General features: G+C 41.9%; 25 protein-coding genes. 2 read left to right on the plus strand and 23 right to left on the minus strand.

Features of this window, described 5'->3' with window-relative positions; all coding sequences use genetic code 11:
* Position 1 precedes the first annotated feature (1 nt).
* The 13 genes from AC1DO4_RS15725 to ypfJ all read right to left on the minus strand — a co-directional run bounded on the left by AC1DO4_RS15725 (position 2) and on the right by ypfJ (position 12321).
* Complete coding sequence (locus AC1DO4_RS15725; protein WP_477417431.1) at positions 2-1207, minus strand: beta-ketoacyl-[acyl-carrier-protein] synthase family protein; 1206 nt, start codon at positions 1205-1207, stop codon at positions 2-4.
* The gene (locus AC1DO4_RS15730; RefSeq protein WP_477417433.1) at positions 1204-1860 is read right to left on the minus strand and encodes a hypothetical protein; all 657 of its coding nucleotides are present in this window, start codon (positions 1858-1860) and stop codon (positions 1204-1206) included. Before AC1DO4_RS15730 ends, AC1DO4_RS15725 begins: the two co-directional genes overlap by 4 nt.
* Before the next feature lie 57 nt (positions 1861-1917).
* The gene (locus AC1DO4_RS15735; protein WP_477417435.1) at positions 1918-3045 is read right to left on the minus strand and encodes a beta-ketoacyl synthase N-terminal-like domain-containing protein; all 1128 of its coding nucleotides are present in this window, start codon (positions 3043-3045) and stop codon (positions 1918-1920) included.
* 36 nt (positions 3046-3081) lie between these two features.
* Positions 3082-3960 (minus strand): LpxL/LpxP family acyltransferase, encoded by an 879-nt coding sequence (locus AC1DO4_RS15740; protein WP_477417437.1) that lies wholly within the window; start codon positions 3958-3960, stop codon positions 3082-3084.
* The gene (locus AC1DO4_RS15745; RefSeq protein ID WP_477402563.1) at positions 3961-4218 is read right to left on the minus strand and encodes an acyl carrier protein; all 258 of its coding nucleotides are present in this window, start codon (positions 4216-4218) and stop codon (positions 3961-3963) included.
* A 198-nt stretch (positions 4219-4416) separates the two neighbouring features.
* Positions 4417-4731 carry a hypothetical protein gene (locus AC1DO4_RS15750; RefSeq protein WP_477417439.1) on the minus strand — a complete coding sequence of 105 codons (315 nt, stop codon included), beginning with the start codon at positions 4729-4731 and terminating at the stop codon, positions 4417-4419.
* Between the two features lie 97 nt (positions 4732-4828).
* Entirely contained in the window at positions 4829-5071 is a 243-nt protein-coding gene (locus tag AC1DO4_RS15755) for a hypothetical protein (RefSeq protein ID WP_477417441.1), read from the minus strand.
* Positions 5072-5165: 94 nt separating this feature from the next.
* On the minus strand, positions 5166-5927 hold the full coding sequence (locus tag AC1DO4_RS15760; protein ID WP_477417443.1) for an HNH endonuclease: 762 nt from the start codon (positions 5925-5927) through the stop codon (positions 5166-5168).
* Positions 5927-7204, minus strand: a complete 1278-nt coding sequence (locus tag AC1DO4_RS15765; protein ID WP_477417446.1) for a hypothetical protein — start codon at positions 7202-7204, stop codon at positions 5927-5929. Before AC1DO4_RS15765 ends, AC1DO4_RS15760 begins: the two co-directional genes overlap by 1 nt.
* The gene (locus tag AC1DO4_RS15770; protein WP_477417448.1) at positions 7201-9357 is read right to left on the minus strand and encodes an ATP-binding protein; all 2157 of its coding nucleotides are present in this window, start codon (positions 9355-9357) and stop codon (positions 7201-7203) included. Before AC1DO4_RS15770 ends, AC1DO4_RS15765 begins: the two co-directional genes overlap by 4 nt.
* Positions 9344-10576, minus strand: a complete 1233-nt coding sequence (locus AC1DO4_RS15775; RefSeq protein ID WP_477417450.1) for a DNA cytosine methyltransferase — start codon at positions 10574-10576, stop codon at positions 9344-9346. Before AC1DO4_RS15775 ends, AC1DO4_RS15770 begins: the two co-directional genes overlap by 14 nt.
* Before the next feature lie 25 nt (positions 10577-10601).
* The gene (locus tag AC1DO4_RS15780; protein ID WP_477417452.1) at positions 10602-11039 is read right to left on the minus strand and encodes a very short patch repair endonuclease; all 438 of its coding nucleotides are present in this window, start codon (positions 11037-11039) and stop codon (positions 10602-10604) included.
* Between the two features lie 409 nt (positions 11040-11448).
* The gene (gene ypfJ, locus AC1DO4_RS15785; RefSeq protein WP_477417455.1) at positions 11449-12321 is read right to left on the minus strand and encodes a KPN_02809 family neutral zinc metallopeptidase; all 873 of its coding nucleotides are present in this window, start codon (positions 12319-12321) and stop codon (positions 11449-11451) included.
* 207 nt (positions 12322-12528) lie between these two features.
* On the opposite strand from ypfJ, the gene AC1DO4_RS15790 reads away from it, so the two are divergent.
* Positions 12529-12750, plus strand: a complete 222-nt coding sequence (locus AC1DO4_RS15790; RefSeq protein ID WP_477417457.1) for a hypothetical protein — start codon at positions 12529-12531, stop codon at positions 12748-12750.
* A gap of 570 nt (positions 12751-13320) precedes the next feature.
* Here AC1DO4_RS15790 and AC1DO4_RS15795 read toward each other — a convergent pair.
* The 9 genes from AC1DO4_RS15795 to AC1DO4_RS15835 all read right to left on the minus strand — a co-directional run bounded on the left by AC1DO4_RS15795 (position 13321) and on the right by AC1DO4_RS15835 (position 22841).
* The gene (locus tag AC1DO4_RS15795) at positions 13321-14007 is read right to left on the minus strand and encodes an SIMPL domain-containing protein (RefSeq protein ID WP_477417459.1); all 687 of its coding nucleotides are present in this window, start codon (positions 14005-14007) and stop codon (positions 13321-13323) included.
* Between the two features lie 321 nt (positions 14008-14328).
* The gene (locus tag AC1DO4_RS15800) at positions 14329-15090 is read right to left on the minus strand and encodes a tetratricopeptide repeat protein (protein ID WP_477417461.1); all 762 of its coding nucleotides are present in this window, start codon (positions 15088-15090) and stop codon (positions 14329-14331) included.
* 1 nt (position 15091) lies between these two features.
* Positions 15092-16927, minus strand: a complete 1836-nt coding sequence (locus AC1DO4_RS15805) for a BatD family protein (protein ID WP_477417463.1) — start codon at positions 16925-16927, stop codon at positions 15092-15094.
* 18 nt (positions 16928-16945) lie between these two features.
* Entirely contained in the window at positions 16946-17707 is a 762-nt protein-coding gene (locus AC1DO4_RS15810) for a tetratricopeptide repeat protein (RefSeq protein WP_477417465.1), read from the minus strand.
* Positions 17704-18744: a vWA domain-containing protein gene (locus tag AC1DO4_RS15815; RefSeq protein WP_477417467.1), complete on the minus strand. Its 1041-nt coding sequence runs from the start codon at positions 18742-18744 to the stop codon at positions 17704-17706. The genes AC1DO4_RS15810 and AC1DO4_RS15815 overlap by 4 nt, the downstream gene beginning before the upstream one ends.
* A 3-nt stretch (positions 18745-18747) precedes the next feature.
* Positions 18748-19752, minus strand: coding sequence for a vWA domain-containing protein (locus AC1DO4_RS15820; protein WP_477417469.1), 1005 nt, complete (start codon positions 19750-19752; stop codon positions 18748-18750).
* A complete protein-coding gene (locus AC1DO4_RS15825; protein ID WP_477417471.1) occupies positions 19749-20711 on the minus strand; it encodes a hypothetical protein in 963 nt (320 codons plus the stop codon). Before AC1DO4_RS15825 ends, AC1DO4_RS15820 begins: the two co-directional genes overlap by 4 nt.
* The gene (locus AC1DO4_RS15830; protein WP_477417473.1) at positions 20708-21589 is read right to left on the minus strand and encodes a DUF58 domain-containing protein; all 882 of its coding nucleotides are present in this window, start codon (positions 21587-21589) and stop codon (positions 20708-20710) included. The genes AC1DO4_RS15825 and AC1DO4_RS15830 overlap by 4 nt, the downstream gene beginning before the upstream one ends.
* A gap of 196 nt (positions 21590-21785) precedes the next feature.
* The gene (locus AC1DO4_RS15835; RefSeq protein ID WP_477401711.1) at positions 21786-22841 is read right to left on the minus strand and encodes an AAA family ATPase; all 1056 of its coding nucleotides are present in this window, start codon (positions 22839-22841) and stop codon (positions 21786-21788) included.
* A 370-nt stretch (positions 22842-23211) separates the two neighbouring features.
* Here AC1DO4_RS15835 and AC1DO4_RS15840 point away from each other — a divergent pair, with 370 nt between their 5' ends.
* Complete coding sequence (locus AC1DO4_RS15840) at positions 23212-24258, plus strand: hypothetical protein (protein WP_477417475.1); 1047 nt, start codon at positions 23212-23214, stop codon at positions 24256-24258.
* 206 nt (positions 24259-24464) lie between these two features.
* Here AC1DO4_RS15840 and AC1DO4_RS15845 read toward each other — a convergent pair whose 3' ends face one another.
* The gene (locus AC1DO4_RS15845) at positions 24465-24620 is read right to left on the minus strand and encodes a lmo0937 family membrane protein (protein WP_477417477.1); all 156 of its coding nucleotides are present in this window, start codon (positions 24618-24620) and stop codon (positions 24465-24467) included.
* Positions 24621-24721 lie beyond the last annotated feature (101 nt).

The following is a 24721-nucleotide window of genomic DNA, read 5'->3' on the forward strand; positions in this document are numbered from 1 at the left end:
ATCAATCCTGCAATTTTGAAAATATCAACGATGAACAATTACCGCCAAAGCCAAAGGAGTTGGAGAGCACATGTTTTAAATCCGGCTGTTTACTATAGCTGGTTTCGGGTTCAAAAGGCAGATCGGCTATCCGGGTTTCAAAGCGCAGGTTTGGATAGATCAATCCCTGCTGAACCGACAAGGCCGAAAATACCGCCTCGATACCCGCGCATGCGCCCAGCGTATGCCCTGTGAACGATTTGGTAGAGCTCATTTTAGGGTAATGCGGCTCAAACAGTCGTTTTATGGCTGTCCCTTCGGAGTTATCGTTGTTTTGGGTGCCGGTGCCATGCAGGTTAATGTAGCCGATATCCCGGGGTTTTAAACCGCTCATTTTTAAGGCGCCTTGCATGGCCATAAAGGAGCCCGTTCCATCCGGTGATGAAGCTGTTTGGTGGTAAGCGTCGTTGGCATTACAATAGCCGCTTAGGGTTCCGTACAGATCCGTTTTTAGCCTCGCCGCAACCCGTTCAGATACCAAAGTGACGTATCCCGCGCCCTCCCCAAGGTTCAATCCTCTCCTGTTGGCATCAAAGGGCTGGCAGTATTGATTATCCAGTATCATGAGGGTGTTAAAACCGTTCAGCGTGAAACGGGTAAGGGCATCGGTGCCGCCGGCAATAACCACATCCAGTATATTGTTTTTGATGAGCCTTGCGCCGTACATAATGGCGTTGGCCGATGATGAGCATGCAGTACTAATGGTACTCACGTAGTTTTTTATACCCAGTTCATCTGCCACCAGTTCGGTAACCTTGCCGCATTCGTGGTTAACTACATCCCTTAGGCGACCGGCTTTGGGGTTAGTCATAAACTGAGCAAAAAAGTCTTCAGTTTTATCCATGCCGCCAACGGTATTGGCCGATATAAAACCTGTACGTAAAGACGCAAAATTTTCAATGCCCGCGTTAGCCAATGCTTCTCTTGCAGCTATCAAACTAAGCATAGCTGTTCTGCTCATATCCGGACCAAAGCCCGATAGTTTTGCCAGTTCATCATTGCTTAGTTTAACCTCTGCAACCGGAAAATCATTTTTGTGAGCAGTTTCCAGGTACCTGATTTTCCCGATACCTGCCTGGCTGTTTTGGAGCGCGCTGAGGCATTCGGCGGTATTGTTGCCAATGCCGGATATTACACCTACCCCCGCTACAAAAACAGTTTTACTCATTTTATGCTCCCAATATCTTCGCCGGTTTTTTCTGTATCCGACAGGTAAATTTTGTTTAAGTTTTCTGCAGTAAACGGTACCGAAGTATCGCTTTCCCGTTTCTCTACCAGGTACAAAACGGCCTTGTAATCTTCCTTCAGCAGGTCCACCCAGCCGCAGATGCAGGCCTGCAATATATTATTATTTAGCAAATATGCTACGTACTGGGCTATAAACGCAGCATCGAAAGTTTCAAAAACAAAGAAAGCGTTCTCGCCCTTAAACTTGTTTTTTATGCTGATCTCGCCGATAACAATATTAGGCAATGTGTAAACAAACAACGCCGGACTGGCAACAGTTTTAGCCCCTTCATAATATTTAATATCGGCATCCAGGCTGGAGTTGGCATTGCTTAATACAATACCTGTTTCGTTTTCCTTATACAGCCCATCGATTGGTTTATCTTTCAATAAAACTTCGGCAGCCAGCAAACCCATTTTCGACAGGTTATCCATTTTGTAAAACTTAGGATACTTTACCTCCAAAAACTGGTAAACCGAAAGCAGAAAAGCAGTAGCGTCCGTTTCCTTGTTTTCAAACAAAGGCTTGCCATTGCTGTAAACAACATTATGGCTGATTACGCAATGAGAAGTGATATGTTGGTTCGCTATCAATATTTGTTGCTATTTATATTTAATTGCTTTCGGCTTTATGCATTTTGCTTTCGGCTTTTATTTAGTAAGTACAATTGCCGCGTTGCATCCCCCAAAACCCGATGCCGTTTTAAGGCAGTTGGTTAAAGGCAAATATTGCAATTCGGCGGCAACATTAATGGGCTGGCTTACCCCCGGTTGACTAAACCCTTTTGTGGGGATAATTACATTTTGTTTTAAAGAGTGGGCGGCTATAATGGTTTCAATAATACCCGACGCACCTAAGGTATGCCCGTAATATCCTTTTAAACTATTAACCGGGATAGCCTGCATCCCCGCCAGGTTTATTGCCTTTGCTTCCATCTCGTCGTTATAAAGGGTTGCGGTGCCGTGGGCCGATATAAAATCGATAGCATCTGCCTCAACACCGGCACTTTTTAAAGCGGCTTCTATCGCGTAAAAAAGCTCTTCGCCGGTTTTGGATGGACCGGAGATATGGTTGGCATCATTGCTTATTGAACCACCTGCCAGCTTTATGCCATTGGCATATCTGGCGTTTGACGACAGGATAACCGTACCCGCGCCTTCGCCTAAGTTAATACCATCGCGCAGGGCATCAAATGGCTTGCAGGGTTCAGGACTTACGGCCTGGAACGATTGAAAGCCCGACAGCACAAACCTCGTGATCACATCGGCACCCACAACAACGGCGTTTTCATACTGGCCGGTCTGCAATAAACGCAAACCTGTAATGAGCGCTACCAGGCCCGAGATACAGGCATGCGAAACAATCAATGGCTGATTTACAAAACCCAGGCTATCGGCAACTAATTTTGCCGAGGTGGTAAGCGCAATGCGGTGATTTAGTTCCGGGTCATCGGCAGCGGTTTCCAGCATGCTGATATTGCCTTTGGTGGTGGAGATGATGAGTACCGTTTTTTTATCGGCACTGTCAACCCCGCTATCTTTTAAAGCATCGGTAACCGAGGCGATAAGCAGTTGCTCAAATTTGGTATAATTATTTTCGGTTGTTATAAACCGGTGATCATCATCAAATAAGGCAGCATAGAAAGGCACATCCGACCTGTGGCCACCTGCATGTTGTTTAACGCCCGAAATATTTTGGGTTAGCCTTTCAAAGTTTTCGGCAGCAGTATCGCCAACCGGCGACAGGATATTATCGGCAACAATAAAAACAGGTTTCATCACTTTATTTGAACAGTTCCTCTCATCAACTTGTTTTTATTGCCAAAAGTTATAATAGTTATACCATTGCTCGGGGTACTTTTTCACGTACTTTTCCATCTCGCCTACAAAATCGCCCGTCATTTGCTCCATCCCGGCTTCTTTGCCCAAATGTAAATATTCCTTTATTGTACTGGCATAAAAATGATAATGAAACTTAGTTTCCTTCATGGCAAACACATAAGCTACCGGCACCTTGAATTTAGCCGCCAAAACAAACGGACCCAGGGGAAATTTAGCATCCCGCCCCAGGAAATTTTTGGTGATGGTTTTATTGCCCTCCAGGTACCTGTCGGCATGCATGCATACCAGTTCGTTATGCTGAAAAGCTTCGTTTATTTTGAAGATGTGCGAAAGGTCGTTTTTAATCACAATGATGTTAACGCTGTATTTGCCGGTTACCTTTTCCATAAAGGCCTTTATCTGCTGATCTTCGCCATCATACATCACAATGTTAATGCGGGTATCAATAGTGCTAAGCAGGTTACCTGCAATTTCCCAGCTGCCTATATGGGCGCTTAACAGCAAACCGCCTTTACCCATACCGGCTATTTCATCCAGGTTATGCCTGCCATCAAACTCAAAGGTGAATTTATTGGGCATGCCCGACATTACAACCACCTTATCAATAATGCTTTGGCCAAAAATGTAATAGTTTTGATAAACCTTAAACAAGGCTTTTATGCGCGAATACCCCAGCCGACTGTGGAAATAGTAATAGATGCTTTTTGACGACCGGTACGAAAAAACAACATAGTAAAAGGAAACAAACCTTAAAAGGAAGTAAGCAGGGCCAACACCCGCCAGTTTTAAGATAGCCAGAAAAATGGAATACCCCCAGGGTTTCCCTTTAGATTTTCCTTTCCAGGACGACATTTAAACAAGCTCCTTTGGCTGTACTTTAATGGCTACGTAATCGTAAAAATCCTGGAAGGTAACAATAGCGGCAAAATCCTCGGGCTGTACTTTAAACGAAAAATTGGTTTCAATTACCACCACAAGATCAATATAGTCCAGGCTATCAAGGCCAAGGGTATCTTTTAAAACCGCGCCGGGGGTAATTGTATCTATATCTACCTCAAATTCTTCAGACAGGAAAGAATTTATTTTCGCAATAATCTCGTCAGTTCGCATGGTATTGTTTAAATTAATTAAGCCGGCAATGGGTTAACACGCAATTCCACATTTAGGAAAAAAATAATAACACCTGATTAATAAAATTAATCCCCGAAAATACAAAATATTAAAAACATTCAGTCATATTTTGTGTATGCGCGCTTTTATTGTTTAAATAATTTACTGTTAAATTATTATTATTCGAAGGAGGGCTGGTCAGTAAGCATAATCAGTATTTTTCACCAAACCTATAAAATCCGATAGTTGATTTTTAATGTCCGCCCTATCGGCAGTGTACACCACGTTTTCAAACTCATGCCAGGTGGGGTCAACTTCAGGATCGAAAATATCCCGGAGATCGGGCAAATGCCAGTGGTTGTGGTAAAACCAGGTTTGGTCGATTAGTTTGGATTGGATGAGGGTGGAAAGTTCCTTAAGGCTGATATTGCCGGAGTTGACGAAGGTTACCGAGCCGTACTTTTTATAGTTGCTACCATCGCGGTACAGGTAATTGAATTGGATGTTTGCCATGCGGCAATTTAGCGGGATGGGTTGGGTTGGGCAATCGGAGATAAGTGAACTTTAGCCGATTTTAAATTACTAACCCTACAAGATGAATCACAGACAGTTATACAATGACCCGATTTTCTTCTACCTGCCTTAGCAATATCTCCCTACCTTCTTCAAGTGAGATTATGTTACCTAATTCTTTTAGAGATTGTTCATCATTGTAAATTCCATTCGGGTCATTCCATGAGAGCCATTCAACCAGGTCTTCGCGCGACATTTTGTTAACCAATGCAGTCAACTCAATTTCTGATAATTCTGTTAATGATTGGTAATTGATACCGAAGTTTTTAAAAAAGCCCATGTATAAATTTAAGACAAATATGGTTGATAATTAACGATTTTAATAAAAAATCTTACCCATTTCTATATTTTGCATGGCCGGGGAGATCATCACATCAGGCTTTAAAAATATTTGTATTGTGATATTCTAAAAAGGCGCTTAATGGTACGAAGCGTTGTGGTTTTACCATGCCTTGTTTTGGTAGATTTAAAATGAAGCTCAATGTTTCCTTATTTTTTGTTTCCAATAAATATGGCGACACCTTAATTTGAAAATCAGGAGTAATTGTAATCAAACCTTTATCAAATGCTTTGTCGTGAAGGGCATTTAAACACAGTCCATTGTGGGGGTTTACCCGGTTATCTTTGTCTTTAGCCCACGGTATTATATGGCTTGCTACAAGTAATTGAGGTATTGAGATGCCTGTAATGCAGCATCTGTTGTCATACGACGCTAATATTGTTTTTCTGAAGAAGCTTTGATTAACACGAACTTTCACTAATGCTTCTCTTTCTAATCCCTCCCTCGGAATTTCAATTAAATCGATATCGGCCAATTCATAAACAGGCATATGTTTATATCGGGCTAACAATAATTCGCTTTGATACGCAAGTTCGTCCCAATTATTATTAAACTCTGCCCAGATTATCTCTTCTCCTTTGCTCCCATGATCCATGCCTTTGACACCTCTTTTTTGTAGCTCTGGATCCAATCGGGCAAAGTTTACAAGTTTAAATGCAACTGCCGATGGTGTCCGATCAATTAGCTTTGATAATTCTATTATTGCAGGATGGGTATATTTTATTTTGGAAAAGCCAAGTTTACAATAAAGATTAAATGCCAAAATAAGTTGATCGTGAGTCCAATCTATTTTCATTATTTTAATGATATAATACCCGGTCTATTTATGTGCTTACCTAAATTGGTTTGAATATCATTTACTATTTCAGATTTCAATCTATATTTTGTTTTAATCCTATTTGTCAAATTATTAGTTGTACTGGAAATCAAAAAGCGGTAATCAAAAAAAAGCCAATGTGGTATTTTGTCAATAATAATTGGAGGACACAATAAATATGTATATTCTGGCTTTAACTTCGTTAAATAGTTTTCTATAGATGTGTCGCCTAACGCGAATGCTACGCCAGGAAGTAATCTTGTATATTTTGCTTTGTTTTGAGCATAGTCACACAATGGTGTTACGTCAAGTTCAATCAACTTACTCGAATTCTTTTTTGCCTGTTCCAAAATTTGTAGACTTTTAAAAACACTCAATGTCATCATCTCATTAATGTCATGAGAGTCAACATCTATAAAATATAGATTGCCAGTATGCCTATGTTCAAGGCCGTTAGGCTGATAAAGTAAATGAAGCTTTGTATTTAGATAAGCTGTCTCTAAAACCGTTTTTAAAGGGTTAAGCGAGATTTTCTTTAACGACGTTACCGTTTGTTGTGAGTGGATATTTTTTTCAAGTGTGTCATTAAACGTCATTGACAATGATGAGAAGGCTGTTTTTAATAATTTACTTGAGGAATATCCTGAAACGCTTCTACCAGCAACTCCCTCGGCCAAGCTGTAAAACATTCCTTGAACATTTTGTTCCCATTGTTCATCGATAGGATAAACAGAAGAAAACTCATTGGTTAACTCTCCAACAGAATTGTTTACCAACGATTCGTAGATCAGAAAACTGTTAAACGATTTAAACTTTAATAATTTCTTCTTGAGTTCTTTCTTGATTAGAGGCAAATTATGAGAATTTGCCTTATCCATACTTAGGGTCATTAACGGTTTGTAATTTCTAAGATTGCCTTTGAACTCTTTAGCAAGTTTGTTTTTATATTGTTTTTCTTTTGTACTCCAAATAACTAATGCATAAGGCCCGTTTTTAATTGATAGTATTTGCTTCAATCTGGTTGCAATTGCTCCAATAACAACGGCATCTTTCGTATTTTCATCATCATTAATTAGCATCAAATCTAAAAAGATTAATCGAATGTTATCTAAATGACTATCAGGCAAATCAGAGCCGTCCTCGGCTTGATAATAGTGAAACGGAATTTTTTCTTTCGACAAAGCACCCATTAACCCTGATACTTCAGCTGGAACATCATCAATGATGACGACTTTGCCATTATTTGGTAAGATCATTTTTTTATTTTAGGAAATGATAAGGCAACTAAAGCTCCACCTTTAAACTCGGCGGGGATATTAAATTCTACAAACTCCGGAAATTCTAAAAAACCTTTATGTGCCTTCATTATTTCATTGGTAATATGCAAACCTAAACCCATTCCTCCACTTTTTTTGGAAATGAAAGGCTTAATAGAATGTGAAGGAGACATAGTAAATCCTGTGCCATTGTCAGCCAAGATTAATTTAATAAAATTATCATCATCAATAATACTGACAAATATCTTTTTTTGGTATTTATCATCTTTAAGTTGATATTCTTTTCTATCAAGCCAATAAATAGAATTATCCAAAATATTTAATATTGAACCTAAAATTAATCTTTTTGAGCAACTTATTGTAGAATCTCCAATAAACACTTTAGTGTTATTTAATACTTCTATATTGTGATTTTCCAATCTGTATTCAACATTAAACAATGCTCCCTTTAATAGGGGTTTTAAATCATCCTTGCCGTACTTAGATTGTCTAATTATATCGCCATATCCTTTTATTAAATCGGTAAGATGTTCTGAGAGCTTCAAAATTTTTATTGATGCCAATTCTTTTTTGGCAACAGAATTTAATTCTAAAGTTATTTTTTCGACCTCATGAAGTACAATGCTTAAACTTAACCCAGCACCAGCGGATGTCAATAGTATTTCATTAACCCGATTATATTCCTTTTCAACAGTATCTAAATTTTTAAGCAATTTATTTCTGACTACTTCATTATCTACCTGATTTTTTACTGTATATCTTAATTTTTCGAGTTCTTCTATAACAGGCTCACTAATCTTTGGGCTATTATAGTGCTCATTAAGCGATTCTTTATCGTCAATTCTTAATTCCTCAATTTTATCAATTACATAATTTATTGAATTTTTGAAATTTCTAAAATGCTCGTTATCAATAAAACCTTCACGATTTGTTTTTTCAATTAAACCCTTACTTTTTTCGCGGGAAAGCTCAATTGTAGCAAGAATTAGGTTATTGCTGATTTTTTCGCCCGGGGTATTTACCCTTCTTATGTCAAGATTAAGCCAGTCATTACCCTGATCCCCATATTCATTAATTCGAAGCCCATCTCTATAAATGCTAATCCCACCATTATCACTCAAATAGTTTCTCAAGTCGTCCTTTCCTGTAGCCAGCGCATAGCTTAAAAGCTTGGGAGACAAAGTAAAAATATAACCTTCAAAAATTATGGGGCCTATTTTTTTTTCATCTAAAATTAATGGAACTAATTGTTTTTTTATTTTTTGGGTCTTTTCGTCAAGTACATCTTCGTAATAATTCAAAGTTAATTCGGCTTTTATCGGCTGATCGTCAATATTGACGGCTCTTCCTTTTACCTTATCTAAGGTTGTCCAGGGTCTGAATTCATATTTAAACTCTGATATTTTATTCCCTTCAACAGTTACTTTGAAATAATATAAACTATAAGACTTTATTTGTTCAAACTTTAAAAGGTCATCTATCCACCCTTTCTTGTCAAGTTTAAATTTTACTTTAAATGCATCTTTTTTATTAAAGGGAGAATTTAGATTTAATAGCGACCGATAAACTTTCCTTACAGAAGTTCTATCCCATTCATTATGAATATTCGATATTTCGATTAGCGTTCCAGTTGTACCGTTCTTAAATACTTCGGCCTCTCTCTCCTTAATGATAATTGGTATTTCGTTTAGATATGCCTTTTCTTCAAATTCCCGAAAATTTATCGAAAAATAGACCTCTTTTTTTCCTGCTTTCTTAGATGTTATCGTAATTTCATTTCCTAATTTATGCAGTCCAAATCTTCCAATTCCTTTTTCGCCGATTGGGAGACGATGAAATTTTTTGGTTTTAGTATTCGCTTCAACAAGCTTTTTTTTGTTATCATTTCCTAATTCTAGCCACACATTTTGGACGGTTGATTTATCCATGCCTTCACCATCGTCTTCAATTGTGATAACACCAAAGAGGCGTGAATCTAAATCTTTCATAGAAACCTCTACGTAAGATGCATCTGCATCATATGAGTTTTTTACAAGTTCTAATATGGCAATACTTTCGTTCTTAATCAGCTGGTCACCAAGTTGTAATATTAAGCGGGCTCTTGGTTTGAATGTAGGATTATTTTTTGCCATCGAAATATATTTTTATCTTTTTCGCTACCATCTCTGCCATTAATGGCGGCACAGCATTCCCAATTTGTCTAAAAGAGGCTGTCCGGTTTTTATCTTCCTTAATGCCCTCAAAATAAAAGTCATCTGGAAAAGATTGTATTCTTGCAGCTTCTCTAACTGATATAGAACGTAGTTGTGAAATATCGGGATGTATGAAATGATGTCCATCGTTTGCTATGTGGGCAATCATTGTATGTGGAACCGGACCAACAACTTTAAAGCGATCTAAAAAATCAGTTGTATTTTTCTGTGTCCTTAGTTCTTCTTTAATTTCACTGTTCTTTATCCTTATTCCTTTAGATAATTGCTCAATAGCTAATTTGTATATATTAAGGTCATTATCATTATGTGGTCTTGTAATATGTTGAGTCACAAAATCAATCCCATTTCTGATAAGACTATTGCCCAAGTATTCGTTTGTAGGTGTTTCATAGTTGCACCAACGGAAACCCTGATTAGGTTTTAATGGTGGCAGATCACTAAATAAGTCAGTACTCGACCTTTTTTCTTCATTTTTTTCAAAAACCGGATACTCAAAATCAATGTCTTGTCTCCATCCAATAATTATTAATCTTTCTCGATTTTGAATTACGCCAAAATCCCAAGAATTCAATTGCCGTTCATCTATTCTATAACCTATCGATCGAAAGTATTTTTTTAGATTTTTATAATGTTTACCCTTATCAGAACTTTTAAGTCCGGGAACATTTTCAAACACAAAAAGCTTAGGTTTATATTTTAATAAATATTTGCCATACTCCTTATAAAGCTCTTTGCGGGGATCGTTTTTTTTATGCTTTAACGCACTCCTACCCATAATTGAGTAAGCCTGGCAAGGAGGTCCACCCACAATTAGATCCACTTCGGCATTCCCAATTAAATTGTCTATCTTATTAAAAATAGCCTCATTGGTATTTTGACCAATTTCCTGATTTATGACTGAATCTAATATTTCACCGGGAATATTTTCATATAACTCCTTCCTGTTAATATTACCCTTTAAATAATCATAATAAACTTGAATTTGATCTTTAGATTTTAGATAATAATATGCCTGCCTTGTTTTTAAAGTAAAACAAGCTGCAGTATTTGATTCAACGTGAGCAATAGGAGTAAACCCCGCTCGTTTGAATCCCTCTGAAAGGCCACCAGCGCCCGCAAATAAGTCTATAAAATGCACGCATAAATTACGGAAGAAAAAACCACTAATTTATCAAATTTCTATTATCGTCCTTAAATATTTTAATAATATTTTTCAAAGTATCTTCCCTCATTGCTTTTTTTAACTCACACTCCCATATTTTAATAACCCTCCAGCCATCGGCCTGTAGTAAACTTTCTGCTTTGGTGTCGTTAGCTGTATTGCCGTTAATTTTATTTAGCCACCATTCAGTTCGGGTTTTGGGCACAACATAAAACCGGCATCCCTCATGTCCATGCCAAAAGCATCCATGAATAAAAATCACTGTTTTGTATTTGGGCAATACTATATCGGGCTTGCCAGGCAAATCCTTTACGTGCAGACGGTAACGGAAACCGTTTTTATGCAGAAACTTACGTACTAAAAGCTCGGGTTTGGTATCCTTGCCTTTAATCCGCGACATGTTATAACTGCGGGTTTCTTTTGAGTGTACATCGGCCATAATGTAAAATTAAAAAATCCTGGGGGAAGGAATGGTTTTTTAAAAGCAGCCGGCTACTTTGCATGTGGGATGCCGAAACAAGTTCGGCAGGACTTTTCGAGGGGTGTTGTTTTCGCATTAAGGATAGAAGTGGATACCTGCCTCGCGCTTAAGGCCTTGAAGGCGTATGAACGGATAGCCTGACCGCTTCTATCAGCGGGAATGCCAGGAATGGACAAAGGATTTTTGGACAAAGGACGTTCGGACGAAGGACTTTGAATGGGTACTCTGTAGAACTTAGAGCCATGCTTCTTCGCCCTGTACAATCGACGAATAGATCCTTCACTGCGTTCAGGATGACAAATCTTGTAAAAAGTCATTTTCCCTTCAGAATGCCGGATTTTACCACCACCTCACCAATGACCAATGACTAATGACCAATGACTAACGCAGCATACCTATCATCCGCAAAGGTATTCCCCTGGTTTACGTCGCCGGTTTCGTAGCCTTTTTTAAACCAGTATACGCGTTGGGCGCTGGTGCCGTGGGTGAAGCTGTCGGGTTCTACACGGCCCTGGGTTTGCTGTTGCAGGCGGTCGTCGCCGATGGCGTTGGCGGCGTTGAGGGCTTCTTCGATGTCGCCGGGGTCGAGCACTTTTTTCATGCTTTGCTCGTAGTGGGCCCATACGCCGGCGTAAAAGTCGGCCTGGAGTTCGAGTTTTACCGAGAGCTTGTTGTATTCGCTTTCGCTCAGGCGGTTGCGGGCGCGGTCGACTTTTGCGGTAACACCCAGCAGGTTTTGTACATGATGACCCACCTCATGCGCTATAACGTAGGCCTGGGCAAAGTCGCCGGCGGCACCGAAACGGTTCTTGAGTTCGTCGTAAAAAGAAAGGTCGATATATACCCTCGCATCTTCCGGGCAATAAAACGGACCGCTTGCCGAGCTGGCATTGCCACAACCCGATTGTACGCCATCGCGGAAAAGCCGCAACCGGGGCTTTTCGTAGTTTTTGCCCATATCAGTAAAAAGTTTAGTCCAGATATCTTCGGTGTCGGCCAGTACCACGGCAACAAACCTGCCGGCGCTATCGGTAGGGTGGGTACCGTCCACCTGTTCGGTTTGGGGCTGGCTGTTGCCGCCAACCTGGTTAAGCAGTTTGGAGGGATCTACCCCGGTAAAAAAATAAATTGCTGCCGCTATAAGGCCAACAATACCGCCGCCCACTGCAAAACCGCGACCGCCGCCACCGCTGCGGCCATCCTCTACGTTATCGCTTTCGCGCCTGCCAAACCATTGCATAGTGTTGTTATTTGTTTTTGATTAACGTTTATTGGTAAAGTAATGTTTGAGGGGGATACGCGATCTAAAACCAACAAAAAACCCGTCATTGCGAGGCACGAAGCAATCCCCAACTGTACAGAGCGGCTATTTGGGTGCTAAATTACTTTGTGGTAATGGCCAACATCGGCCCGCTCTTGGCCGCGGGAGGGCCAAGTCCTTTTTGTCTTGAAACAAAAAGGACCAAAAAATTCAAGTCAGCAGAAATGCTTCTTTGCGCTCGAGGCCTTTGCCCTGCAAAACGGGCAAAACCTGGGCTGGAATTATTTTGCCCCGGCGCGCTTGGCCTCCCCACATGCAAAAACTTCCTATGCCCTGCAGCCGCACAGGCCGGCATTGTTTTGCCCGTTTTCGCCGGAAGCTGTTCTGCTGACACTTTGGGAAAAATGAATGCTTTCGGATTCCTAATAAATAAGTAAAAAGCCCGTCATTGTACGAGGTACGACCAGCCGAGCTGGAAAAAAAAGTAATGACATGTATGGGTACCACAATCATCTCGTGATCGTCATTGCGAGGAGGTACGACGAAGCAATCCCCAAAATACAGAGCGGATTTGCACAGCTACTCTGTAAATCCTACCGTGTGTACACATCTTTTTAATAAAAGAAAATGTCATTGAGCGAAAGGGGGAAAGAGGGGGCGCGAAAGAGAAATCTTATGCGACAGACAGTCAACCATGCATGCTTTCGAGCAGGGTGTAGAAGAGATTTCTCCTCACGCCTGCGCTCAATTCCCACTCTGGTTCGTTCGAAATGACAATCGGTTTTAATAATTGATGAGGTCCAAAAGATAGGATACACGGTAGCCCGGAAGGGAGGGCTAAAAAAAATTGAAAGTCAAAAAGTCTCCCCTACCGGGGGAGATTTAGAGGGGGCTGGCAGCCTATAAAAAAAGAAACGCCCTACCTAATAATAGGCAGGACGTTTAGCCAGTCAAAACTCTTCGGAAGTTGTTGGGCTTTTACTTTATCTCAAAAACCGCGCTAATTTGCAGGCTGATTTTGATTTTCTTGAAGTCGATGTCGGATTCCGGGGCATCTGCCACGGCAGATTTGAACGCCATGGTGTTGTATTGGCGAGGTTGCGGAAAGCTGCTATTGTCGCTTTCAGCTATATTAAGTACGTCACCCAGCTTGTTGCCTAAGCCTGCCACCAGGAATGAAGCTTTATCGCGGGCCGAAAGCAGGGCCTTTAATTTCAGCTCGTTTTTTAACTCATTGATCTTTGAATAATCGTAGCTGTCAATATTGGTCGACTGTATACCTTTTGGGTCAATTTTGGATACAATCTGGTTAAATTTGTTCAGATCGCGGATACGCAGACCATATTGTTTACCGGCCAAAAAATCAGGTGCTTTTTTCTTTTGAAAGGTATTATTCCAGGCCGAAACGTTGTTCACTGTAAAGTCGGCAGCGGGAATACCGGCATCTTTAACGGCTTTTTCGAGCTGGGCTTCGAGGTCCGAGATCTGGATGTGTTTTTTACCATCCATATATTCCTGCAGCGAAATGGTAACGTTGATGATATCGGGGGTAACTTCCTGCTCGGCGGTGCCGGTAACTTCTATTTTGCGGCGCAGATCAACAGTTTGCGCAAAGGCCGAATAAGTAAATGTTAGCAGGGTTGCAAGGATAAATAGCTTCTTCATGTGTGATGTTATATATTTTGTGTGTTATGACTTAGGTAACGTGCCAATGGTTTAATATGTAACAGGTAAGGTTAATTATTTATTGAGCTACAGCTATGGAAGGAAAAAAGGGGTGGTTTGTTTGAAAAAGTTTCATCTTTTAGAATAGATCGTCATTGCGAGGCACGAAGCAATCCCCGACTTACAGAGTAGCTTTGCAAATCCGACCTGCATAGTTTGCGATTGCTTCGTACCTCGCAATGACGGCGGGATATGTGTAGCTTTGCAAATCCGACCTGCATAGTTTGCGATTGCTTCGTGCCTCGCAATGACATGGTGGATTTATATTTCCTTCGCATCCCCGCTGCCAATCCAACCTTCATTGCCATTAGCCAATCGTATTTTTACCCATTTGCTGTTGCTTTCAAGTATGTTGACTTTGGTGCCTTCGTGCAGTACAAAAACAACTTTGGATGAATCTACAGGTGCGCTTTTTACTGTTACCGAGGGGGTAAAAATAATGGCTTCGTGATGGGCCTCAAAATAACGGGCCTGCCTGCCGGCGATAAAAACGGTGCCCATCCCCAGGATCAACAATACTATAGCCGAATAGAAAGATGCTTTTTTTATACCCACAGAACCAGTAAAACGGTAAAGGATTAACAAACCCGATCCCGCCAGGAAAAGCAATACACTCAGCACCGCCAGCGTATCCGCAGGGAAAGCCAGTATAAAGCCATGCCACCATTTACTGATAAAAAACTCAGCTGGCTCTTCAATCTTATCTGCAGTTTTTGAATTGGCAAATTGAATATTAACCCGAATATCCTCGTCGCCCGGGGATAGCTTGCGCGCTTTTTCGTAGTAAAGCAAAGCCGGTGCTATATCGCCGGTTTTGTAATAAGCGTTCCCTAAGTTAAAATACAGGGCTGATGAATGGTAGCCATCGTCTACCATTTTTTGGTAGGCAGCCGCGGCATCCTTGTATTTTGACTTTTGATACAGATCGTTCCCTTTTTTGAACAAAGCGGTGGCATCGTCATTACTAAAAGCCAGTAATGGCGATATAATGAGCAGCAACAGGTAGATACAACGCTTCAGCATGTTATATTTTTTCTTCAATGTTATTGATCATGTTTTTTGCCCTGTCAAACATCTGCTGTTCTGATATACCCGAAACCGGCGCGTAGCGTGCCATATCGCACAGGTCTAATGTTTCCAGCAATTCGTTGATAGTTGGTTCATCTAACGACCGGGCTTTTAACTCGGTGGCAATCTTTTCGCGGTTAAGGTTGGCAGCGGCAATGTTCAGCTTATCGCCCAGGTAACCATACAGGCCCCTGAACACATTTTCGTAAAAGGCGCTTTTATTATTTGCCGATAACTGGGCCTTCGCGCTGGCCAGGTGCTTGGCGGCAATTTTACCGGCCTTGCGGCTTTTTACCTTAACCATGTCGCTGTTGGCCACTTCGTACCATTTGCCATATACCAAAGCACCCGCAAACGATAGCGGACCAAACATCAACAGAAAGTAATATAAGGGCGAACCATAAAAACCATCTTTATTTTTGGCAATCTCGCCGGCATCGGTTTTTATATAGCGGATATCCTTATTCAGCAGTTTAACATCCTGCTTATCAGAATCGCCTAAGGAGGTTACATTATTTTCGGTAGCACTTTTTGCAACCTTTATCGGGAAGCCCCTGGTTTGTACCGTTACATATTTACCTGCCGACAGGTCGAAGTACGAGAATTTGATCGGGTCGATATTAAAGCTGCCGCCATGCCTGGGTATCAGCAAATAATTATAAACGCGGGTACCCGATTCGCCGTTTTCATTATCGGTAATGGTGTCGGTTACCTTGGGATCATACTTTTCAAAATCAGCCGGGAACTCGGGGGCCATCGGCTTCAAAAGCTTCAGGTTTCCTTTGCCGCTTACCGTGATCTTGTAGTTGAGCGGCTCGTTGGCTTTAAGCTCTTTTTTATCTACCGATGTATTGATAGAAAACCGGCCTACCGCGCCGCTGAAACCTGCTGGCTTACCGGCCTCGGGAAGTGGTTTTACATGGATAACCGCCGGGATACTTTTAATTTTGTATTTAACATCATTATAGCTGCCGCCGCCAAAAAAGGCATCAAAGGGATCGGCAGATTGTACAGCCTCCCGCACGATAAAATTCATGATCATCGGGTCGATGGTGATATTACCGGCATGTTCGGGAAAAAGAATGTTCTGCTTGATCTCGGTAACATTATATTTTAGTCCCTTTATGGTTTCTATTCGCCAGTGAACATTGTTGGGGTCTTGATTTTTAATCTCCTGGCTGTAAAAACCATTCAGGTCCGACATTTTTTCCAGTTCATTACCTACCAGCGCTACCCGGGTATACAGGCGGTAGCTTAGGGTAAGCTGCTCGCCTATGTAAGCGTTGGTTTTACTTACATCGGCCCTTATGAACAGGTCTTTGTTAATATCCCTTGACCGCCCCGATGTAATACTTTGAACCTGCCCTCCCCGTTGTTGTTGCTGAGCCGCTGCCGCCTGCTGTGCCGAAGCGGCTGTCGTGCCCTTAACAACCTTTATTTTTATGGGTTGGGTGCTTAGCATTTTGCCGTTAACAACTATTGTTGCCGGCCCAATGGTGTAAGTGCCCGGCTTAACGGCCACCAGGTCAAAACTGTAAGCCATGCTTGTGGATGAAGCACCGTTAATAATGCTCATGCTTTGGGACACATTAGGTCCCGATACCACCAAAAAGCCGCTAAAGCCTGGTGCGGTAAACCTTTCCCCGTTTCCATTTAAGCTAAAGGTAACCTCAAACTGCTCTGTTGTGCCCACTTCGGTTTTACTAACCGATGCGGTGAATTTTACATCGGCAGCAAAAAGCACACTGGTACAAAGCAGCAGGAGGAGCGATATGTAATACTTTAACTTCATGTGTTATAAATATAGGGCTTACCAGTCTTTGGAGATTTTTACCCTTGCGCCTTTCAGCTTTTTATTTTTCAGCTTATCCTGCGTTTGCTTTTCATCATTGTTCAGGGCTTCCAGCATCCGTTCGGCATCATCTTTTGATACGTTATTGGGCTGCGGCTGGTTTTGCTGATCCTGGTCCTTTTTATCTTGATCTTTCTTATCCTTATCTTGATTTTTCTTGTCTTTATCCTGATCTTTTTTGTCCTTATCTTTATTTTTATCGTCCTTGTTCTTATCGTCGTTATTCTTTTTGTCCTTGTCTTTGTTCTTATCGTTTTTGTTATTCTTGTCCTGCTTCTTTTTATCGTCCTGCTGTTTTTTCAGCATTTTTTGGGCGTATGCCAGGTTGTACCGGGTTTGGCTATCGGTCGGGTTATTCAGCAACGATTTTTTATAGGCGGCAATACTTTCTTCCAGCTTTTTCTTCTCCAACAGGGAATTCCCTAAATTATGGTAGGCATTGGCCAAAACCTGTTTATTGTTTGATGTAGATGCAATCTTATTAAATTGCTGCTGAGCCTCATCAAATTTCTTTTGTTTGTACAGGGCATCGCCCAGGTTAAAGTTACCCTCAACCGTTTTATCGGTTTTTCCAACAGATTTACGGTAATTCTCTTCGGCTTCTTTATAATTCTTTTCCAGGTAAAGCTCGTTACCTTTTTTAATGTACTTTTTCTCCTGCTGGGCAAAAAGGAATGAAGCCTGCAGTACCAATAATACAACGATGATCAATTGCTTCATGACTTTTTTACTTCAAATAATTTTATCCCGCTCAGCCGCATGTTTTTACGGTTTGATATAAAAAACTCTATCAGCAGTAATACAAAAGCGATGGCCAGGAAAAACTGGAACCTGTCTTCAAAATCTTTAAATGACTTGGTATCCAAAGTTTTACGCTGCATTTTGTTGATCTGGTCCATCACAATGCCCAGTCCGCTGTTGGTATTATTAGCCCTCACGTAAACACCTCCTCCTGCTGCTGATATTTCCTTACCCATATCCTCGTTTAGCTTACTTATCACCTGCTGACCAACGCTATCGGTATGGAAACCTGCCGGGCGGCCATTTTCATAAATAGGGATAGGAGCGCCTTCCTGCGAGCCAACGCCAACCACATGTACAGATACATCCCGGTTTTTGGCGTTTGAGGCTGCTTCCACCGCGTTATCTTCATGGTTTTCCCCATCGGTAATGATGATCATGGCCTTCCCTGTTCCGTTTTTAAAATCAAACGACTGCATGCCCAAATCTATTGCTGCACCAATTGCCGTGCCTTGCGTGGGCACCATATCGGTGTTAATGGTATTGAGGAATAGCTTTGCTGCCGAGTAATCTGTTGTGATGGGCAGCTGCACATAGGCCTGCCCTGCAAACACGATGATACCAATACGATCATTATGTAAACGGTCAACCAGCTGGGCAATAGCCCGCTTGGCATTCTCCAGGCGATTAGGCGCAAGGTCCTGTGCAAGCATACTGTTTGATACATCAAGCAGTATCATCAGGTCGGCACCTTTGCGTTTTACCTCCTCGGTTTTTGAACCTATCTGTGGGTCGGCCGTGCCTACTATCAATACGGCGTAAGCAACCAAAAAGAAAATGAATTTCCACCACGGTCTCGACATAGAAACCTGCGGCATCATTAACTTCACCACATTTTTATCCCCAAGCGATGAGATGGCTTTCTTTTTCCAGATGCTCACTGTTAAAAACAGGATGATGAACACCGGTATAATAACCAATCCCCATAAAAATTCTATATGTGCAAAACGTAGCATCTATTAAGTTAAAGCCCCTTTAAACAGGGTGTTTTTTAATACAAATTCAAGCGATAATAAAACCAGCGCAATAATGGCCCATGGCAAAAACATTTCTGTTTTTTTGCGGTACTGGGTAACATCAATCTTAGCTTTCTCCAACTTATCTATCTGTGTGTAAATATTCTTAAGTGTTTCGTTATTGGTGGCCCTGAAATATTTGCCGCCGGTTATACTGGCAATTTTTGAAAGTGTACCTTCATCAATAACTACCGGCATGCGCTGGTATTGAACCCCCATAGGTGTTTGTACCGGGTATGGCGCAAAGCCATTGGTACCCAAACCTACTGTATACACTCTTACCTTAAATTGCCTGGCAATTTCTGCAGCGGTTATAGGCGGTATCGAACCCGAGTTGTTGGAGCCATCGGTAAGCAATATCACTACTTTACTTTTGGCTTCGCTGCCGCGCAGGCGGTTCACCGCGGTTGCCAGGCCCATGCCTATGGCAGTTCCATCGGTGATCATCCCGTTTTTAATATCGCTGTACATATTAATAAGAACACTATGGTCAATGGTGAGCGGGCATTGTGTAAAGCTTTCTCCACTAAAAACCACCAAACCAATACGGTCATCAGGGCGGCCTTTTATAAAATCAATGGCTATCTCTTTGCCGGCCTCCAGGCGGTTGGGCTTAAAATCCTCGGCCAGCATACTGCCCGAGATATCTGAAGCGATGATGATATCAATCCCCTCGGTGGTACTGTTTTGCCAGCTTAATGACGACTGCGGCCTTGCCAACGCTACAACCAACGCAGCCATAGCTAATGAGCGCAGCACAATTGCATAATGCCTGAACTTTGGCAGCATGCTTTTTTTAATTATTGTAAATCCCTTTATGGCAGGCACACCCAGGCTACCCTGCAGTTGCTTTTGTTTCCAGATGTACCAGCCAACCATTAAAGGTATGCTGATAAGTAACCAGAAAAATCCCGGATGGGCAAATTCTATTCCGTTAAACCAGCTCATTTGTTCCCCTCTTCTTTAGCTGTTTGTGGCTGATATACCTGCTGTGTTCTGTTTACAAAGCCGATGGCATTTTCCAGGCTTTGCTCATTTTCAAAAGGCAGTGGTTTTTCTTTGGCAAATTTCACCAAATCGGCAAGGATAAGCGTCTGGCGCAGCGTGTTCCTGTTCTCATCAGCAATATCCATAAACCTCAAACTTGCAAAAATCTCCTCAGATGTTTGTTCGTGTGCTGTTATGACGTACCTATTCTCCAGGTATTCACGAATCACCTCGCTCAGTTCAATATAAAACTGCTTTACCTGCTGTTCCTGTTGCCATTGCTTTTTATCGCGCAGCGCATTAAGTTTTTGCAAGGCTATAATATGGGCCGGTACTTTAGGTTTGGGCGGCTCAATAACTACCACCTTTTGGGGCCTTGTTTTAAGGTAATAAATAATGCCGGCTATAATTAAAATAACAAGTAGTCCGCCAACAACCCATGGCCAGTTATCGCGCAGCCAATCCATAAATGAATATTTTATGGCAAGCGGCTGCTTAATATCATAAAAAGCTTTGGTGGTATCTACCGCTACCGGCTGCACCATTAAGGTAAGCGGCTGAGTAAAAGCCGGCCCTGCGGTAGTTTTAAATGCATATGATGGTATTACGTACGCACCACTATCAAAACCGGTAATGGTATAACTTTTATGGATAGTTTCTAAGCTTACATCGTTTTTATCAAACACCGTGTCTGTTTTGCTGCTTACAATCTGCACCTTCCCGGCAATAGAATCGGCCAGTACCGGGAATTCCACTTTATCTTTCACATGGAATTTAATACTCAGGTGTAGTTGAGTTTGCTCGCCAATTAGTATGGTGGCCCTGTCCAGCTTTGCGCCCGCCTGTGGGGCCTGGGCAAAAGCATTGTAAAAAGTACCTGTAAGCAATAGTACCAGGGAATATTTAAAAAACTTGATCATCTCCGGCCTTCCCGCTTTTTAAATAGTGTCATTAATGGTTTTACGTATGATTCATGAGTGCCGATGCTGGTAAAATCAACACCAGATTTTTTAAATGTATCCTTCAGCATGCCATTCCTTCTTAGTCCATCGGCCTTAAAGGCATTGCGCACATGCGCATCGGCTGTATTTACCCAAAGCAGTTCGCCTGTTTCCTCATCCTTCATCGGGATAAGGCCCAGGTTAGGAAATTCTTCCTCATGTTTATCATACAGCCTTAAAGCAATAATATCATGTTTTTTGTTGGCTATCTTCAGCTCATCCTCAAAACCGGGGCTGATAAAATCTGAAAGAATAAATGCTGTACATTTCTTTTTGATAACGCTGGTAAAATATTTCAAAGCCACGGCAACGTTGGTACCTTTATTCTCCGGCTTAAAATCTATCAGCTCTCTGATGATCATCAGGATATGGGTACGCCCCTTTTTGGGAGGAATGAACTTTTCTATCTTATCGCTAAAAAATATCACCCCTACTTTATCATTATTTTGGATGGCCGAAAAGGCAAGCACCGCGCAAAGCTCGGTAGCCAGATCCTGCTTTTGCTGGTTTTGGGTGCCAAAGTTTTCAGATCCGCTCACATCCATCAGCAGCATAACGGTAAGCTCGCGCTCCTCGTCGAACACCTTTACATAAGGGTGGTTAAAACGGGCGGTAACGTTCCAATCGATGGTACGGATCTCATCGCCAAGCTGGTACTCGCGCACCTCGCTAAAGGCCATACCCCGCCCCTTGAAAGCCGAATGATATTCGCCCGAAAATAAGTGGTTACTTAGCCCACGGGTTTTTATCTCAATCTTCCTTACCTTTTTTAGCAGCTCTTTGGTATCCTTAGCCATTAACCCCTCCTAAATCCTCTCCTAAAGGAGAAGACTTTTATTTGTAATTTATTAAAATAGAAAAAGTGTCATTTCGAACGATAGTGAGAAATCTCCTACACCTCGCTATACGGACTGTGCAGATCCGGCCTTGCCCTCATGCCCTCCGCTGGCTCATCAAAATGGCAACGGGGTTAATGAGGGCGTTGAGAATGCCTTACGGTACCTCTACCGCGTTCAAGATCCCCGTAATAATATTTTCGCTGGTGATATTCTCGGCCTCGGCCTCGTAACTTAAACCTATACGATGGCGTAACACATCGTGACAAATAGCACGCACATCCTCCGGGATCACATAACCGCGGCGTTTGATGAAGGCATAAGCCTTGGCAGCCAAAGCCAGGTTGATACTTGCCCTTGGCGACGCGCCAAAAGTGATGAGGTTTTTATAATGCGCCAGTTTAAACTGCTCGGGGAAACGGGTAGCGAAAACAATATCTATGATGTATTGCTCAATCTTCTCGTCCATATAAACCTCGCGAACGATCTTACGTGCACGAACTATCTCTTCGGGCTTAATGATCGGTGAAGGTTTCAGCATACCGCCGGGTAATATGTTGGCGCGGATAATTTTCTTTTCTTCTTCCTTATCCGGGTAAGTAATCACCACCTTCAGCATAAAACGGTCAACCTGCGCCTCAGGCAGCGGGTAAGTACCCTCCTGCTCAATAGGGTTTTGTGTTGCCAGCACCAAAAATGGATTTGGCAGCGGGAAGGTATTATCGCCAATGGTTACCTGGCGCTCCTGCATGGCCTCTAACAATGCGCTCTGCACTTTGGCAGGTGCACGGTTGATCTCATCGGCAAGAATGAAGTTGGAGAACAGCGGACCTTTACGAACAATGAACTCTTCCTTTTTCTGGTTATAGATCATGGTACCAACTAAATCGGCAGGTAACAAATCGGGAGTAAACTGGATCCGGCTATAATCAGCCTGGATAGCTTTGGCCAGCGTATTGATGGCTAAGGTTTTTGCCAGTCCCGGTACACCTTCCAGCAGGATATGCCCATCGGCTAATAAACCGATCAGCAAACGTTCAACCATATATTTTTGCCCAATGATCACTTTATCCATCTCCATTTTAAGCAGATCGATAAAGGCACTTTCCTTTTGTATCATTTCGTTCAGCGCCCTGATATCGGTTGAATACGATGTGCTACCGGTAACAGCGCCCGATGAAACATTTTCGGTATTAATATTTAATTCTTCCATGAACCCTTTTTTATTTCGAGAGCAAACTTAAACACACAAACTTTTTTCTGCTAAAAAAATTCCACGTTTAAATGTTAAATTTTGTTAAATCTTTTAGTGTTAGCTGTAAATATAGGGTTTTATTGGCGGCGGGGAGGAATTTGGCGCGGGTTGCGGGGCTCGGGTTGCGAGGTTCGAGTTGCGGGATGCGTGGAACGAGGTGCGGGGCGTATCTTCTTCGCCATATCGCCGTTTGCAATAAGCATCGCCCGCAATAACAAATCCCCGAACCTCGCAACCCGCAACCCGAACCCCTTTTTTTACCTACAGGTAACTCTTACATTACAACCAAAATAAAATGTATATTTAGTTTTGTATCAGTATAATCCATATGTGTAAAAAACTCCCGTTACTATTGGCTGCAACCTTGTGTTTCTCTGCCTTTGCTTATGGTCAAAATAAATACAAAAACATTCCCTTGCCAAAAGCAATCAGCGGAGTTGGCGAGGAATATTCGGGCATGTGTAACTACGGTAACCGCGTATACCTGCTGCCACAATATGGCGACCATAAAACCCTTGTAAAAAAGGATAATTTAAAGGGCGAATTTTTGATCTATAGTTTGCGTACCGATAGCATTAGCCGCGTGGTTGATGGCAAGGATAGTGCATTATCAGCCTATAAAACCCTGAAGGTGATAAACCTTGATAAACTGCCGGATAATGTGGGCGATAAATACGAGGGCTTTGAGGCGATAAGCATTGTAAACAATACCGCGTTTTTATCTATCGAGACTGATGATAAGTATGAAAATTGCTACCTGCTGAAAGCCAGGCTCGATACCGTTAACAACCAGGTAATTATTGATCCGCTGCACATCGTCAGCCTAAAACGACCGGAACTTATTTCCAACGCAGGCTTTGAGGCTGTTACCTGGCTGCCCAACAAAAAAAAGCTGCTTGCTTATTACGAATATAACGGGATGCCCGCCGGCGGGCAGGGCTATGTAATTGATACCTCATTTGCCAATCAGCCGGAAGCAATTAAGACCCCTCAGCTATATTTCAGGGTAACAGATATTACTGCTGGTGCTAAAGATGCAATTTATGGTATCAACTACTTCTGGAACGGCGATTATAAATACTACCTGGATAACGACAAACTCAACCACCAGGAAGAAAATATAAAAAACACTATCCCCGATCTGCGGGATAGTTTGGTTAAAGATGCCGGATATTTACAATCATCTAAAACCACTTATGCCCGCATTATGAGGCTCAAAAACCGAAGAGACGGCAAATGGGAACAGGTGGCTACTTTCCCCGGAAATAAGAATAACTGGGAGGGGTTAACACTATATCGTAAAGGCGTTTTGGTTATTACCGATGCCAATGGGAGTAAGAAGCAAAACACAGTTTTGGCTTACGTGGAGTTTTAATCATTAATACAACATTGCAATCCGGGCAAAACATTAAGCCGCTACGTGTTTGCGTAGCGGCTTAATGTTTGTTTATATAGTGAGGGGCTTTTTTAGCCAGCGCTTTTTTGCTTCGGCAACGGCTTGCAACAGGGCGGCTTTTGTGACCGGTACGGTTGCCAATGGACTAAGCAAGCCCCAATGTTGGAACTATATTTTTCTTCGGCTTAAATAGCTGTCGGCCTTCTGATGATACCTAACAATACGGCAATTATAGCAATCACCAGTAATATATGGATGAGGCTGCCTACAGAGGTTAAAAACACGCCGATTGCCCAGCCAATTATCAGGATAACGGCAATTATATACAATAGTGAGTTCATGGTAATTTGTTTTTAGTTAATGATTTCATAGATGTATATATAATACCTGTTGACGGGAAAATGTTTTAAAAAGTTAACCGGGACCCGTTAGCCGCCCTGTG

The sequence above is a fragment of the Mucilaginibacter sp. P5_A6 genome (assembly GCF_056400585.1).

Bases quoted from the DNA above. Each gene is read 5' to 3' on its own strand.
- AC1DO4_RS15725 (WP_477417431.1), bottom strand. From the start codon at position 1,207: ATGAGTAAAACTGTTTTTGTAGCGGGGGTAGGTGTAATATCCGGCATT.
- AC1DO4_RS15735 (WP_477417435.1), bottom strand. From the start codon at position 3,045: ATGAAACCTGTTTTTATTGTTGCCGATAATATCCTGTCGCCGGTTGGC.
- AC1DO4_RS15740 (WP_477417437.1), bottom strand. From the start codon at position 3,960: ATGTCGTCCTGGAAAGGAAAATCTAAAGGGAAACCCTGGGGGTATTCC.
- AC1DO4_RS15745 (WP_477402563.1), bottom strand. From the start codon at position 4,218: ATGCGAACTGACGAGATTATTGCGAAAATAAATTCTTTCCTGTCTGAA.
- AC1DO4_RS15750 (WP_477417439.1), bottom strand. From the start codon at position 4,731: ATGGCAAACATCCAATTCAATTACCTGTACCGCGATGGTAGCAACTAT.
- AC1DO4_RS15755 (WP_477417441.1), bottom strand. From the start codon at position 5,071: ATGGGCTTTTTTAAAAACTTCGGTATCAATTACCAATCATTAACAGAA.
- AC1DO4_RS15760 (WP_477417443.1), bottom strand. From the start codon at position 5,927: ATGAAAATAGATTGGACTCACGATCAACTTATTTTGGCATTTAATCTT.
- AC1DO4_RS15765 (WP_477417446.1), bottom strand. From the start codon at position 7,204: ATGATCTTACCAAATAATGGCAAAGTCGTCATCATTGATGATGTTCCA.
- AC1DO4_RS15770 (WP_477417448.1), bottom strand. From the start codon at position 9,357: ATGGCAAAAAATAATCCTACATTCAAACCAAGAGCCCGCTTAATATTA.
- AC1DO4_RS15780 (WP_477417452.1), bottom strand. From the start codon at position 11,039: ATGGCCGATGTACACTCAAAAGAAACCCGCAGTTATAACATGTCGCGG.
- ypfJ (WP_477417455.1), bottom strand. From the start codon at position 12,321: ATGCAATGGTTTGGCAGGCGCGAAAGCGATAACGTAGAGGATGGCCGC.
- AC1DO4_RS15795 (WP_477417459.1), bottom strand. From the start codon at position 14,007: ATGAAGAAGCTATTTATCCTTGCAACCCTGCTAACATTTACTTATTCG.
- AC1DO4_RS15800 (WP_477417461.1), bottom strand. From the start codon at position 15,090: ATGCTGAAGCGTTGTATCTACCTGTTGCTGCTCATTATATCGCCATTA.
- AC1DO4_RS15805 (WP_477417463.1), bottom strand. From the start codon at position 16,927: ATGAAGTTAAAGTATTACATATCGCTCCTCCTGCTGCTTTGTACCAGT.
- AC1DO4_RS15810 (WP_477417465.1), bottom strand. From the start codon at position 17,707: ATGAAGCAATTGATCATCGTTGTATTATTGGTACTGCAGGCTTCATTC.
- AC1DO4_RS15815 (WP_477417467.1), bottom strand. From the start codon at position 18,744: ATGCTACGTTTTGCACATATAGAATTTTTATGGGGATTGGTTATTATA.
- AC1DO4_RS15820 (WP_477417469.1), bottom strand. From the start codon at position 19,752: ATGAGCTGGTTTAACGGAATAGAATTTGCCCATCCGGGATTTTTCTGG.
- AC1DO4_RS15825 (WP_477417471.1), bottom strand. From the start codon at position 20,711: ATGATCAAGTTTTTTAAATATTCCCTGGTACTATTGCTTACAGGTACT.
- AC1DO4_RS15830 (WP_477417473.1), bottom strand. From the start codon at position 21,589: ATGGCTAAGGATACCAAAGAGCTGCTAAAAAAGGTAAGGAAGATTGAG.
- AC1DO4_RS15835 (WP_477401711.1), bottom strand. From the start codon at position 22,841: ATGGAAGAATTAAATATTAATACCGAAAATGTTTCATCGGGCGCTGTT.
- AC1DO4_RS15840 (WP_477417475.1), top strand. From the start codon at position 23,212: ATGTGTAAAAAACTCCCGTTACTATTGGCTGCAACCTTGTGTTTCTCT.
- AC1DO4_RS15845 (WP_477417477.1), bottom strand. From the start codon at position 24,620: ATGAACTCACTATTGTATATAATTGCCGTTATCCTGATAATTGGCTGG.